The organism is Roseibium album (assembly GCF_965233825.1).
Taxonomy (GTDB): Bacteria; Pseudomonadota; Alphaproteobacteria; order Rhizobiales; family Stappiaceae; genus Roseibium; species Roseibium album.
Window position 1 is genome coordinate 1,710,678 of the sequence record NZ_OZ247583.1, and the last position, 13,520, is coordinate 1,724,197.

Consider the following 13,520-nt stretch of genomic DNA (forward strand, 5'->3'; position numbering starts at 1 on the left):
GAATTTACCGAACCGGAAATGCAGCCGATCTTTGATCGTTTCAAGCGCTGCTATGCGCCCGGATCGCCTAAGTCAGACATCGCATCGGATGTCAAAATCTGTGTCTGGATACGGATGATCTATGCGTTTCATCCGACGGTGAAGCCGCGCCAGATACGGGCGCACTTCATCAAGTGCTTTCACCCGGACGCGGGAGTCGATGTCCTGACTACCCCAGAAAAAACGCAGGTCATGGCAACGCATGACCGCATTTTCAAAGGAAAATAGAGATGCTGAGCAATGAAGATTATCGCTTTGGTTCTGCCGCTTGGTCCGACGAAAGCGATCTAAGGCGGGCGGGTCTTTTCAGGACCAGCGGGCTTCAAATCGGCTATGCCGGAGGCAAGCCCATTTGTCTTGAAACTGACGCCCCGATCATCACCGTCGCAGGGGCAGGCTCAGGTAAAATGCGCGATCTTCTTGCCCTTGCGGTGGCTCGCAACGCAGGACACCGCAACTTCATTCTCGACCCTCGCGGCGAGATTGCTGCCGTCACCATGGTGAATTTCGCCATCAATGACAGCTCCCTCTACTGCTGGAATCCGACGGGGATGCGCGGACTGCCGCAGCATCGCATGAACCCGTTGGACATTTTGCGGTTGGACGATCCGCACTTTCACGCAGACTGCAAGTTCATCGCTGAAAGCCTGATCCCTACGAGCGGCGCATCTAATGGTCGATACTTCGAGTTGCGCGCACGGGAGTGGGTGGAGAACATCATAAAAATGCTGGTTGAGCGCAACGGGCGCGTCAGTTTCCCCGCGCTCTACCGAGTAATCAACTGGATTGAGTCGGATTCAGGTTCGTGGGCGGACTGCCTTGAAGCAATGCTTAGCTCGTCGATGGATAGCGTGAAGCGCACTGCTGGGGAGATGTTGGCAAAGCAACAGGAAAGCGAAAAGGAATTCGGGAGCATCATCGGCGAAGTTTATGCACACCTCAATTTCCTCGATGACCCGATGCTTCAGACTGCCCTCGAAGGGAGCGATGCTTCGCTTGCGGATACCTGCAATGCGAGCCAGCCCACGAGCTGGGCGATTAACGTGCCCATTGAATACGTGGGTCTATGGTCTCCAATCCTTCGCACGATGTTTACGGTTCAAATGCTCTACAAGTCTCGCGCGCCATCAGCGCCGCGCGTCACGATGATCATCGACGAGGCGGGCCAGCTCGGAAACTTTGAAGCTTTGCTGCGCGCATTCACGTTTGGGCGCGGTGCTGGCGTGCAGGTCTGGGCACTGTTTCAGGATGTTGGGCAGATTGTCCGCAACTTCGGTGCGCCCGCTCTCCAAGGCTTCATGGGATCGTCTGCGCTGCGCCAGTTCTTTGGCGTTCGCGACTATCAGACTGCACAAATGGTGTCATCAATGCTCGGGACAGAAACCCTTGAATATGATGACAGTCTCAGACAGGCGGATGCCCGCCGTCAAAAGCTCAATGCTACAATGAGCATCATGAACGGAAGCGATCCGTTCACGGCCTATGCGGACATGAAGTACCACGCTTATGCTGAAGAACATCGCACAAAGCAGGCTCGTGCATTGATGATGCCAGAGGAAATTCTCTCGATGCCTGAAGACAAACAATTGCTGTTCGTTTCCGGCAAAAACCTCAAACCGATACTAGCGGAGAAGCATCCTTACTACGCACGCGCTGACTTTGCCGGGCGCTTCCTGCCCAATCCGTTTCATCTGCCGCATGATTCCGTGGCTATCCCCTCAAGATGGGGTGAGCGCCGTGCAAGGATCATCAATGAGCGCGTGCCGCAGCAATTTTCACATCTCCCCCAATATTCAAGCGGGATGTGGTCCTACGTGGACGGCTACCGCCCAACCTGAACACAAGGAGAAAACAATGACGGAGAAATCAAACAAGAACCGCCCGAGCTTCGAAGCCTATCACGTGAAGGAAGGTCCAGAAGAAAAGTCCTATTTCAACCGCGTCGGTGTCGCCTTTCCGCACAAGGACGGTGAAGGCCATACGGTCCAGCTCGACTCTGTCCCTGTCGATGGTCGGATCGTTCTGCGGACTCCCAAGGAGCGTCTGGAAGAGGCGCGCGAGGAGCAACCCCGCCGCCGTCGTCGCGATCAAAGGGAGCGCTGAACATGGCGCTCAAGGGCGACGGTCATTCAATGATCTCCACGAAAGAGGAGCTGATGCGTCGTCTCCGCGAACGGACCAAGCCAACGCCAACGGTGACGCTTGAACCGGACGACAGTGCTGCGGGCAATGTTCGCCGCGTCAGGGAGAATGAAGGGCGTATGCGGATCGCGCGACTGCAAGCCAGTCTCAATGCCGCGCAAAGCGAGTTTCAGACGCAACAGACATTTGCTCGCCTTGGGGGCTACGCAAAAGCGCGTTTTGATCACGAACGGTAGCTCGCCATTCAATCCGTGTATAAATTGAAATATTTATCTAGATAGTACATAATAATTCTAACTCGACCTTCCCCCAAAGTCTGTAAAGATCAAAACGGGTCGACGTTCCTCAATAAAAAGAGATAGTCTTTTTGGGCCTTGAGCTCGCTTTGCGAGAGCAAGGCCTTTTTCTTGAAACCCTTGCTGAGTTTGCGTTTCAGGCGAATTATGAAGTATACTGAAAGTATATAAACGCAGTATTTGCGCAGATATTTTTTGCGGCTATCACCCGAAGTTGGGTGATGTACTGCCATATTGTCGAAAAAGGAAATTAACAGATCAGCACGCGTAGCATTGCTGAAAGGAGGGGAGTGTGCCCTCGTGAAAGACTTATTGAAAAAGCATCGCGATACCGTCCGCAAGCTCGGCTACTCGGCAGAGCAAGCCGATGAAATTATCCACAGATTTTCTGAGATCATGGGCGCTTTCATCGATGCGGCATGGGGAGTTCACCCTGCGCAGTTGAGTGTCGCGGCAAGGGACAAGAAAGTCCTTCTCCCTGACTCTCGATGTGATAAGATGAGAACAAAGCAAAAACAATGTGGTAGTGATGACGCCGCAGCGTCGCTGACGGAAGGATGATGGATTCGATGAAAGACAAGAAAGGAAGCAGCAAAGCCGTAATTTATTGCCGTGTCTCTGATACAAAGCAGACGACACGAGGCACGGGCTTGCACTCTCAGGAAACAAGGTGCCGAGAGTACGCATCCTTTCGTGGTTATGATGTCGTCCAAGTGTTCACGGATGACGCATCCGGTGGCCTCATAAACCGCCCTGGTATGCAAGCCATGCTCGCATTCTTGCGGAAGAGCCGTCGGCAACCGCATGTTGTGATCATCGACGACATCAGCCGCCTTGCTCGTGGAGTCCAAGCCCATCTCGAACTTCGTGCTGCACTCAGTAAGGCGGGTGGCATTCTTGAATCGCCTTCGCTCGAATTTGGCGAAGACAGCGATAGCCTGCTCATAGAAAACCTGCTTGCCAGCGTCTCTCAGCACCAGCGCCAGAAGAATGGCGAACAGACCCTTAACCGCATGCGGGCGCGTGCTCTAAATGGCTACTGGGTATTCTGGGCTCCGGTCGGCTACCGATATGAGCGGGTGCCAGGACAAGGCAAGGTCTTGCACCCCGACGAACCTTGCGCATCGATCCTGCGTGAAGCGCTGGAAGGATACGCTAGCGAGCGGTTTTCGACGCAGGCGGAAGTGAAGCGCTTTCTTGAAACGCACCCCGTCTTTCCAAAGACCCCACGGGGCGAAGTCACCAATCAGCGTGTCAACGATTTCCTGACACAGCCACTTTATGCGGGCTATTTGGAAGTGCCGAAATGGGATGTTTCGTTCCGCCCTGCAAAGCATGAAGGTCTGATCAGCCTCGACACCTTCAAGACGATCCAGAATCGTTTGAACGGCATTACACGGGTTCCTGCACGCAAGGATATCAGCGAGGATTTCCCGCTGCGTGGCTTTGTCCTCTGTGGCTCCTGTGGAAAGCCGCTCACCGCGAATTGGTCCAAGGGCAAAACTGCACGCTATCCATACTACCTCTGCCGCCAAAAAGACTGTGAGGCGAAGGGGAAGTCTGTTCGTCGTGAACTGGTCGAAGGTGAGTTCGAGGAACTGCTAAAGGCGCTACGCCCCACCGAAGAGCTATTTGAGTTTGGATCATCATTGTTCCGCGACCTTTGGGAGCAACGCGCGAAGACCATGAAGACCCACGGCCAATCGATGAAAGCTGAGCTTTCTCAGATTGAACGCAAGATCGCTCAGCTAATGGATCGCCTCGTAGAAGCGGACAGCGAATCTGTTGTTCGAGCTTATGAGAAACGCATTGGCGATCTTGAAACTGATCGCATGGTCATCCGTGAGCGGATCGAAAAATGCGGCACACCACTGGCTACCTACGAGGAGACGTTCGAACACTCCATGGATTTCCTCTCAAACCCTTGGAAACTATGGGAAAAGGGCAGTATTGAGCACCGTCAAACGGTCCTCAAACTGGCATTTGCGGACCAACTGGCCTATGACCGTGAAAACGGTTTTCGAACACCGGAAATATCTTTACCGTTCAAGGCGTTAGAGGATATTTGCTGCGGAAAAACGGAGATGGCGCACCCGACAGGATTCGAACCTGTGACCTCTGCCTTCGGAGGGCAGCGCTCTATCCAGCTGAGCTACGGGTGCCAGGCCGGCGCGGAAAGACTGCGCGGCGGATAGAGAGGTCTGATACTAGATCCGGCGGCGTCGGGCAATGGGTTTTTGGCGATACTGGACAAGATATCTCGGCGAGCGACCAGCGCCTGGCTGCAGGTCAAGGTCACAAAGGCAGGAAGAAACGGAGCGCAAACGGAAAGAAATATCGCAGCAGGTGATAGGGCTGCCCGTTTCGTGCGTAGACGTCAGTAACAGACAACAGATCCCTGGCACACATGACGCATGAAACCGGTTGCCGAAATCTCGTTCTGATCCTTGGAGATCAGTTGACACCTTCGCTGTCGAGCTTGCGAGCCGCCGACAAGGCAATGGATCGCGTGCTTTTCGTCGAAGCCCATGAGGAAACGACCTATGTCCGCCATCACAAGAAGAAAATTGCCTTTGTTCTGTCCGCCATGCGCCACTTCGCTGAAGAGTTGCGCCGGATCGGCTGGTCTGTCGACTATGTGAAGCTTGAGGACGACGGCAATACCGGATCTTTTCGCGGTGAGGTCGAGCGTGCCTGCCGTCGCCTGTCGCCGCAGAAAATTGTCGTTACGGAGCCGGGAGAGTGGCGTGTTCTGGAGGACATGAAAACCTGGCAGGCGGCGTCCGGGTTGCCGGTCGACATTCTGGACGACACGCGATTCCTCTGTTCGCGTGCCGAATTCCGGGCCTGGGCGTCAGGTCGCAAGCAGCTGCGCATGGAGCATTTTTATCGGGACATGCGCCAAAAAACCGGGTTGCTGATGGACGACGGCAAGCCTGCCGGTGGCAGGTGGAACTATGACGCGGACAATCGCAAGCCTGCACGCGCAGATCTGTTCATGCCGGAGCCACCTCGATTTTCACCGGATCCGGTCACCGTCGAAGTTCTGACGCTGGTCGAGCGTCGTTTCACCGATCACATCGGCACCCTGCGGCCCTTCTGGTTCGCGGTCACCCGGGCGGATGCCGAAAAGGCGTTCGACGCGTTTCTGGATCACGCCCTTGCGGATTTCGGCACATATCAGGACGCGATGCTGAAGGGAGAGAAATTTCTCTATCATGCGGTCGTCTCCGCTTACCTGAATGCCGGTCTGCTCGACCCGTTCGATCTTTGCCGCAAAGCCGTGGCCGCGTATCAAAAGGGCGCGGCACCGCTGAATGCGGTGGAAGGCTTCATCCGGCAGATCATTGGTTGGCGGGAATATGTGCGCGGCATCTATTGGCTGAACATGCCAGATTATGCAGCAAGCAACGGCCTTGGCGCTTCCCGCCCGTTGCCGGATTTCTACTGGACCGGCGACACGGACATGCTCTGCATGGCCGAAGCGATCGGTCAAACCATCGGGGACGCCTATGCGCATCACATCCAGCGTCTGATGGTTACGGGAAATTTTGCCCTTCTTGCCGGCATCGATCCACAAGAGGTCCACGAATGGTACCTGGCGGTCTATGCGGATGCATACGAATGGGTCGAACTCCCCAATACCCTCGGCATGAGCCAGTTTGCCGATGGCGGTCTTCTGGCGTCCAAGCCATACATTTCGAGCGGCAACTACATCAACAAGATGTCCGATTACTGCGGGAGCTGTCCTTACGAGGTAAAGGCCAGGAATGGAGCCGACGCGTGTCCGTTCAACGCTCTTTACTGGGACTTTCTCGCCCGGCACAAGCAATCAATGAAAAACAACCCACGGTTAGGTCAGGTCTATGCGGTCTGGAACAAAATGGACGGAGAGAAACGAGAGGCGCTTCGCGAGAGCGCGGCAATCTTCCTGAAACGGCTCGATGAAAAGCAGAAGGTTTGACGGATAAGTACCAGTTCGCCGGCAACGTTCAGATGCGTGTTCTGACCACAACTCCGGGACAGTGAAGACGGACATAAACGGTCAACAAAAAAAACGCGCAGCCCGAAGACTGCGCGAATAAAGTTACTGTGCACGTGGCCCCATCGACCACGGCGGCAACTCTAGCGGCATCTCCTGTGAATGTCATTACCGTAAAATATTTTATTTTTTGATTCACTGTAATGCGACTGATCGTTATTCATACTGAGTCAATCGTGAAACTAACGTGCACGAAAATTACATATGTAAAATCAGTGAATTGACTGTCACAGGATTTGCTTGACTGTTTCTGTGCGCTGACGGCTTCCCGGTAGTCTTGTAAAAAACTATCGGCATTTCTGCGTATGTTTGGCGATTTTCTTTGCATCGGCGCTGGTGACACGCACCTTGGTGATGCCCTTGTTGACAAATCCGAGCTGTTTCGCGGCGGCCAAGGTCACATCGATGACACGTCCCTTGGCAAAGGGCCCCCGGTCATTGATGCGAACAGTCACGGTCTTGCCGTTTGCCAGGTTCGTCACGTCGACGAGAGTGCCAAAGGGCAGGGAGCGGTGTGCTGCGGTCAAGCCTTGCGGGTTGGCGCGTTCGCCGTTCGCGGTTGTACCACCCAGCTTGTACCAGGACGCTTTCCCGCACTGTTGAAAAGCCTCTTTCGAGGTGGCTGTGCCTACACCTAAAAAGAGCACCGGGACAGCACAAAGTGCCAGTGTGCGGAAGGCTGGAATAACAAGACTGGTATACATGACGGAACTCATAACAAACGTCAGCGAGGAGATTTCTCACATGAAGGAACTGTGGCACTTCAGGGGAAGTACGAGCTGCCTCTACGTCAGTGAAATGATCAAATTAAGGCAAGTCCTTGAATTTAAGAGAATAATAGTAGAGAAAGGCACTAATTAGAATTAAATTTGAAAATGATTAGTAAATTTAATATTAACCATAATATTTTTAAGAGTTGTGAGTTGTTTTGCTTCGGCGATTTTAGTGGTTAAACTATGGTAATAATTTTCAAGGGGCGGCGCACATGTATTTGAGTTGGCGCCAATCATACAGACTATTTTGAAAGGGCTGTCTGGTGCAAATCAGCCATCGGTTGATGCGCGACCGGCGGGAAGATCTCGCTCGCGCGCAGAGCAATACATTGTCGGCATTTCATGCGTCTCTTTTGGACGCACTACCCTTTGCCGCTGCCTATGTGGCAAGGGATGGAAGCCTACTGGTTCGCAACAAGCAGTTCGCTGCGACTTGTGACCGCCTCGCGGTGCAGTCTGCTCCCGAGGGGCTCCAATCATTGCTTTCCGCTGAGAGCTGGAAGCGCTGCGAATTGATTTTGTCGGCGGCTTTCAGCGGACTACCGGCGGAGGTTAGCGGGGAAGTGCGTTTGCGCTCCGGCGCAATTTTCTGCCACCACCTTACCTGTACATCGCATGTCTTCTTGAAACACGACATCGAGGCCGTGCTTGTCCAGTTTGAAGCTGAGCCGGCTGACTGGGACCAGCTGACCTGCGAAGCCGGTAAGGTTGAGGACGGTCCGGTTTCAGAAGAATCCCTGCCGGATACCGCGCGGCAGTTGAACAGCAGGTTCCTTGACTGTTTTCCGGATGAGCTCCTGTTTTTTGATGGTTCGGAAAGCGCCGGTGCTATGGCGCACACCCTCCTGCAGGCAACCGGAGCCAGTTATGATCCGGACCTGCTGGTCGAAACGCTGGAGTGCGCTGGCGGCAAACTGACCCAATCGGTTTATCTCCCGGAACCCGGCCAACCCGATACCGATGACGGGTCGAGCGGGCCGAAAATGTGTGAAGTCCGGCTGGTTCCGATACCGGCCGACCCAAGGGCAAACAAGGAGCAGCCAACCTTGATGGCTGTAATCCGGCACAACGTGGACAATCCTGGGGAGATTGCCGAAAACAAGAGGCTGGCCTATCAGGACCCGCTCACCGGGCTGGAAAACCGCAGGGCGTTCACGCGGTCACTGCGGCGCGAATTGGACCGGATGTGCTGCGACCGGGAAACCGGGCTTGCCGTTTTCTACATCGATCTGGACGAATTCAAGAAGGTCAACGATCTGGGCGGCCACGACGCCGGGGACGACATGTTGCTGCACGTCGCCAACAGCTTGAAGCTGACCCTGGGAGAATTCGGGACTGTGGCGCGGATTGGCGGCGATGAATTTGCCGCGATGTTGCCGGTGACCAGTGAAGAAACGGCACTTGAATTTGCTGAAAGGATCCTTGAGGGGTTCAGTGGGATCAGGCTTGAGCTCAAGGACCGGGTCTTCACGATCAGCGGCTCGGTCGGAGTGGCGTTCCTGGACCGCTCGATCGAACTGAAAGACGAAGACGCAACGGCTCTTCTGGGACTGGCCGACAGTGCCTGTCTGCGCGGCAAGCGGATTGGCGGCAAGTCCGTCCAGGTTCACCAGGTTACATCCGGAGACTGTCCTTCGGGGAATGGCGAGCAGACCAACGTGCCCGCGCCGGAAAGTTTTTGCGGCAAGGAGCTGGTGCTCTATTCCATGCCGATCGTCTCAATGGCGACCAGTGAAGTCTGCGGGATGGAGGTGTTGCTGCGGCTTCAGGGTGACCGTGCAAAGGGCCTTTCGTCGCGCGCCTGGATATCGGCGGCAGAGCGCTCCGGGTTCATTGCACAGGTTGACGCATGGACGCTTAACCGCGTTCTTGATGCGGCCGAACGGACCGCGACGAGAACATTGCTGACAATGAATGTCTCCGCCGAATCGGCGCGCGATCCGAATTTCCGGGATGCGCTTCATCACCGGCTCTCCGTCAATCCCTTGTTGGCGTCCCGGTTGTGTCTGGAGATCGCCGAACGGGACTTTCTGCGCGAACCTGCAACAGTCGAGTCGTTTTTCAGGTTTGTCTCCGAGTTCGGGTGCCAGACTGCAATTGACGATTTCGCCGGTCATTGGCCGGTCCTGTCGCGTCTGACCGGAATGCGGGTTGAGTGGCTCAAGCTTGAAGCGGGCCTAACGCGGCAGGTGATGCGCGATCCCTCAAAAGCGACGATCCTGAACGGCTTGATCGGTGCTGCCCGTGACCTCGGCATGAAGGTGATTGCCAAGCACATCGAAACACCAGCAGAGGCTGCGCTGTTGACCACGCTCGATATCGAGGCGGCGCAGGGCTTCCATTTCGGACGGCCTGCACCGTGGACGGAAACAGTGGCCTGACAAGGGGAACCGGAGCGTGAGAAGTGCGAAAGGAAAGAGGCGCGCCAGTCACTTTCTTATAGGTGTTGTCTGAGTGGGCATAGTGAAGAGCCCACGCTTTCATGCACTTTATGGGAAAAAAAGGGAATCAAGTAAATTAATGTTCCAATTTACATTTGAGAATATTGTGAAAATGGCTTGTTTACATATTAAAAAGAGAAAATACGGCGATTTGTTTCTTGACTTGCTCGTTTGACCAATAAAGTATCGCAGATTAAGCTTCAAATGCATTCCGCAAAAGGAGTGAAATGCACAATGCGCCCTTGCATCTTCATTGATTTTTCCTGAGTAGATTGATGGTCTTGCTTGGTATCTCGCCAAACTCTTGCCGGTAGTGCTTGGCGAAGTTGCTGACGCTTGAGAAACCCGATGCATGGGCAATCTCGGCAACGGTGTTGTATTGATCCAGAAGGATTAGATTGCGGGCGAAGTTCAAGCGCGCCGACCGGATGAACGAGGCGGGCGACTGCCCGCTGGCCTCTTTCAGTCGACGCCCCAGTGTCTTTTGACTGATCGCAAGGGAGGATGCGAGTTTCTCAACGCCGAAATCCTGATCCTTCACGCTGTCGAGCACGCATTCCGTGACACGGTCGAGGAACTGTTGCTTGGCGGACAGGTGCTGCCGCGTCTCCGGATCATCCGCCAGCGCATTCTCCAGCGCTTCAAGCCGCGCGGTTGTCGTCTTCTCCGCCGCCCGGTGTTGTTGTTCGATATGTTGCATCTGCTGCCCCAATGAGGCGAGCTCAACGGCAGCGACATGCCGTTCGCTCTGCATGGAGCGCACCATTGTTGAGATGGCCAACATCATGAACAGCGTTTCACCGGTGATCGCGAGATAGTATCCCCAGGACAGGGGTCGCAGCAGCACCAGTTCATAAGCGTGGGTCGCACCGGTGATGTTCAGCGGGAACATGAACGCGAAGACTGCAATTGAGAGCCCTAAACTCAGCGACAGCAGCGCGCAGGCAATGGGCCTGGCCTGTGGCAGCCCCGTTATGATCTTGCGGATAGCAACCGTCAGCAGGATCAGTGGGCTGAGGAAGTAGATCAGATGCAGCGGACCGGACAAGCGCCACGGGTCAACCACCGCCAGCCCGATCACGACGACCACCACAGCCGACAGCAGTGTGAACAGGTGGCGCCAGACCCATGGATCGTCGTGGGCATTCAGCAGGATCCGGCAGTACTGCACGATGGCGAGGGTACTCAGCCCGGCGAATAACTCGGTGATCGGGGCGAGTGTGGTAATCGGCAGCGTGACGCCGAAGAATTTGCTTAGCCAGCCATCATAGATGAACGAATAGACAAACAGGCACAGGATGTAGAGCGTGTAGTACTGATAGAAGCGCACGTCGATCTGCCGGAAGAGGATCAGGCTGAACAGCGCGATTGTCGCGACATACCCCAGAAACAGGGCGGTCATGATCAATCTCAGCGTGCTCCAGCCGAAGAACAGGTCCGCCGACATGATCACGGCGGTCATGGTGGGCGCGAAGGTGCCTGCGAGACGCAGGTAAAACACCCGCTCATCTCCTGGCTGCATGGTAACTTCAATGCCTGTCCGGATAGCGGTGTTGTCCTTGTCCATCCAGGGCACCACGCGGCCCGTGCGTCCGACTTCGACCAGCCTGGCATCCCTCTCTTCGAACAGGGTCACCTCGTCGAAGATTGTCTCCATCAGGCCAATCACCCAGCGGTGGGTTTTGCCATGCGGGTTGGAGAGCGCAAACCGCAGCCATGCGGACTGGCCCGGCAAGGGCGCTTTGAATATCCCGTTGCAGGCGGCGGGGGCGAAGGCCTCGGTGACAATGCGGTCGGGCCCGGCGTCTCCGGAAGGATCGAGATAGTATTCGGCTCCAAGAGGGCGCAGTTGGTCGATCGGCCCGTCCGAGAGCGAAAAGGCTTCTGGAGCCGTCTGCTCCGGCTGCTGGCATGCCGGATTCCGCGCGTCCTCAGCCCAGACGGTACCGCTGCCGCAAGTCAGCAAAAACAGCACGCAGGCGATCACAAATTTTCTGATCATCGTCCCCAATCAAGACTGTGCGTTTCGAAGGTTCTATGCGAATTCGCAGCATCCGACTGCACTCGTTTGGGACAAAATTGGCCACGTTTCGGTCAAAAGTCAGTCGCGCGGTTTTCTTCACACAGCAAAATTGACATTGATGATGCACGCAATCGCCGCCCACTTCAACCGAGGCGAGAACTCCCGTGAGGCGGGTGCACACCATGCCTTCGACGTAGCGCGCGCCCTCGTACCGAGCGGTCAAGGGGCCGGCGTCCTGCTGCGCCCGAACGTTCCAAAGGCCTGTCAATCAGGACCTTTCACAAGGAGACATAGAAATGACCATCAGGTCACTTGCCATAGCCGCCGCTCTGGTTGCACTGACAGCCACATCGGGCCTCGCGGCCACAGTGCAGTTGAACGTCGCCGGCGGCCAGCTGCTGGGCGCTAGAAACGTCGATGTCAACGGCACGTTCTACGATGTGGAATTTGTCGATGGCACCTGCGTGGCGCTGTTTAACGGGTGCACCAGCGCATCCGACTTTGACTTCTCGACACGCACTCTGGCCATTGCAGCGGCCACAAGTCTCCTGAACACGGTTTTCCTCGATGGACCCCTGGGAGATTTCGACAGTGATCCCGCACTGACTGCCGGCATTGAACCAAGCACTTTGGACTTTGGCTTTATCAGTGTTCCGTATGAGTTCCTGCCGGGATCTGTGAGTGCAGGAACAATCAGCTTTTGGAATGAGCCTGGCGACACCGACAATCTTTCAACGACCTCACGCATAAAACTCTCTACTGATACGTCCAATATCGACGAAATTGTCTTTGCCCGTTTCACCCCGTCGCAGATCACCGCCGTTCCCCTTCCTGCAAGTGGGCTTTTGTTGTTTGCCGGGCTCGCCGGGCTTGGATTGGTTCAAGCGCGGCGCAAGACAGACGAGGCTCGCTGATATCCGGCTAATCTCAGAAGGACGGCATCTTTGATGCCCGCAATCGCCACCCACTTCAACTGGGACGAGAACTACCGTGAGGCGGGCGCAGCCCATTTCTCGGACACCGTCGCGCGCCCTCGTACCGAGCGGTCAAGAGGTCGCTGTCTGGGTCCAAACGTCCCAAAGGCCTGTCAATCAGGACCACTCGCAAGGAGACATAGATATGACCATCAGGTCACTTGCCATAGCCGCCGCTCTGGTTGCACTGACAGCCACATCGGGCCTTGCGGCCACCGTGCAGTTGAACGTTGTCGGTGGCCAATTGTTTGGCGCCAGAAACGTCGATGTCAATGGCACGTTCTACGATGTGGAGTTTGTCGATGGCACCTGTGCGATCGTTTTCAATGGTTGCGATAGTGTGTCTGATTTCGAATTTTCGACATTGGACCTGGCTGAAGCGGCAGCTATAAGTCTTGGCGACACCGTCTTCGTAGATGGACCCTTGGGTGATTTTGACAGCGACCCCACACTGACAGTTGGCATCGACACGTTTGCCGGATCTGGCCGTGGAACGATCACAGTTCCATATGATTTTACTTCAGAATTCGGGATCGAGAGGATCGTAGCACGCAGCTTTGTGAATCGTGAAACGAGTGACCTGTTGTCGTTCAGCTTAGTTCCAATAGGGGCTGATCTTTCCGATGATGACACTCGGACCTTTGCCCGTTTCACCCCGTCGCAACTCACCCCCGTTCCTTTGCCTGCCGGCGGGTTTCTCTTGCTTGCTGGTCTCGCTGGGCTGGGTGCGCTGCGAGCACGGCGTAACAAAGACACCGCTCACTGATACCTTACTGAAATCCAAAGGACG

Annotated in this window: 12 protein-coding genes, 1 tRNA gene and 1 pseudogene; 10 read left to right on the plus strand and 4 right to left on the minus strand. The window is 55.3% G+C overall.

Annotated features, from left to right (window positions below; all coding sequences use genetic code 11):
* Positions 1 to 18 precede the first annotated feature (18 nt).
* From ACO6TI_RS07970 to ACO6TI_RS07995, 6 genes and pseudogenes are all read left to right on the plus strand, one after another.
* Complete coding sequence (locus ACO6TI_RS07970; RefSeq protein WP_422384713.1) at positions 19 to 267, plus strand: hypothetical protein; 249 nt, start codon at positions 19 to 21, stop codon at positions 265 to 267.
* 2 nt (positions 268 to 269) lie between these two features.
* Positions 270 to 1,877, plus strand: a complete 1,608-nt coding sequence (locus ACO6TI_RS07975) for a type IV secretory system conjugative DNA transfer family protein (protein ID WP_422384714.1) — start codon at positions 270 to 272, stop codon at positions 1,875 to 1,877.
* A gap of 16 nt (positions 1,878 to 1,893) precedes the next feature.
* Complete coding sequence (locus ACO6TI_RS07980) at positions 1,894 to 2,142, plus strand: hypothetical protein (protein WP_422384715.1); 249 nt, start codon at positions 1,894 to 1,896, stop codon at positions 2,140 to 2,142.
* Between the two features lie 2 nt (positions 2,143 to 2,144).
* The gene (locus tag ACO6TI_RS07985) at positions 2,145 to 2,417 is read left to right on the plus strand and encodes a hypothetical protein (protein ID WP_422384716.1); all 273 of its coding nucleotides are present in this window, start codon (positions 2,145 to 2,147) and stop codon (positions 2,415 to 2,417) included.
* Between the two features lie 360 nt (positions 2,418 to 2,777).
* Positions 2,778 to 3,038: a hypothetical protein gene (locus tag ACO6TI_RS07990; protein ID WP_422384717.1), complete on the plus strand. Its 261-nt coding sequence runs from the start codon at positions 2,778 to 2,780 to the stop codon at positions 3,036 to 3,038.
* Between the two features lie 8 nt (positions 3,039 to 3,046).
* Positions 3,047 to 4,069, plus strand: a pseudogene (locus tag ACO6TI_RS07995) (recombinase family protein); the annotation flags it as partial.
* Positions 4,070 to 4,225: 156 nt separating this feature from the next.
* Here ACO6TI_RS07995 and ACO6TI_RS08000 read toward each other — a convergent pair.
* Positions 4,226 to 4,378, minus strand: a complete 153-nt coding sequence (locus tag ACO6TI_RS08000) for a hypothetical protein (protein ID WP_422384718.1) — start codon at positions 4,376 to 4,378, stop codon at positions 4,226 to 4,228.
* Positions 4,379 to 4,562: 184 nt separating this feature from the next.
* Positions 4,563 to 4,639 (minus strand) — tRNA-Arg (locus tag ACO6TI_RS08005).
* Between the two features lie 245 nt (positions 4,640 to 4,884).
* Between ACO6TI_RS08005 and ACO6TI_RS08010 the strand changes: the two genes are divergently transcribed.
* Positions 4,885 to 6,441: a cryptochrome/photolyase family protein gene (locus tag ACO6TI_RS08010; protein ID WP_422384719.1), complete on the plus strand. Its 1,557-nt coding sequence runs from the start codon at positions 4,885 to 4,887 to the stop codon at positions 6,439 to 6,441.
* Between the two features lie 365 nt (positions 6,442 to 6,806).
* On the opposite strand, the gene ACO6TI_RS08015 is transcribed toward ACO6TI_RS08010, so the two are convergent.
* Positions 6,807 to 7,223: a septal ring lytic transglycosylase RlpA family protein gene (locus tag ACO6TI_RS08015; RefSeq protein ID WP_055391849.1), complete on the minus strand. Its 417-nt coding sequence runs from the start codon at positions 7,221 to 7,223 to the stop codon at positions 6,807 to 6,809.
* A gap of 332 nt (positions 7,224 to 7,555) precedes the next feature.
* On the opposite strand from ACO6TI_RS08015, the gene ACO6TI_RS08020 reads away from it, so the two are divergent.
* Positions 7,556 to 9,673 carry an EAL domain-containing protein gene (locus tag ACO6TI_RS08020; protein ID WP_422384720.1) on the plus strand — a complete coding sequence of 706 codons (2,118 nt, stop codon included), beginning with the start codon at positions 7,556 to 7,558 and terminating at the stop codon, positions 9,671 to 9,673.
* 310 nt (positions 9,674 to 9,983) lie between these two features.
* On the opposite strand, the gene ACO6TI_RS08025 is transcribed toward ACO6TI_RS08020, so the two are convergent.
* On the minus strand, positions 9,984 to 11,735 hold the full coding sequence (locus ACO6TI_RS08025; protein ID WP_422384721.1) for a helix-turn-helix domain-containing protein: 1,752 nt from the start codon (positions 11,733 to 11,735) through the stop codon (positions 9,984 to 9,986).
* 317 nt (positions 11,736 to 12,052) lie between these two features.
* On the opposite strand from ACO6TI_RS08025, the gene ACO6TI_RS08030 reads away from it, so the two are divergent.
* Positions 12,053 to 12,670, plus strand: a complete 618-nt coding sequence (locus ACO6TI_RS08030) for a VPLPA-CTERM sorting domain-containing protein (protein WP_422384722.1) — start codon at positions 12,053 to 12,055, stop codon at positions 12,668 to 12,670.
* A 205-nt stretch (positions 12,671 to 12,875) separates the two neighbouring features.
* The gene (locus ACO6TI_RS08035) at positions 12,876 to 13,496 is read left to right on the plus strand and encodes a VPLPA-CTERM sorting domain-containing protein (protein WP_055391853.1); all 621 of its coding nucleotides are present in this window, start codon (positions 12,876 to 12,878) and stop codon (positions 13,494 to 13,496) included.
* Positions 13,497 to 13,520: the final 24 nt, after the last annotated feature.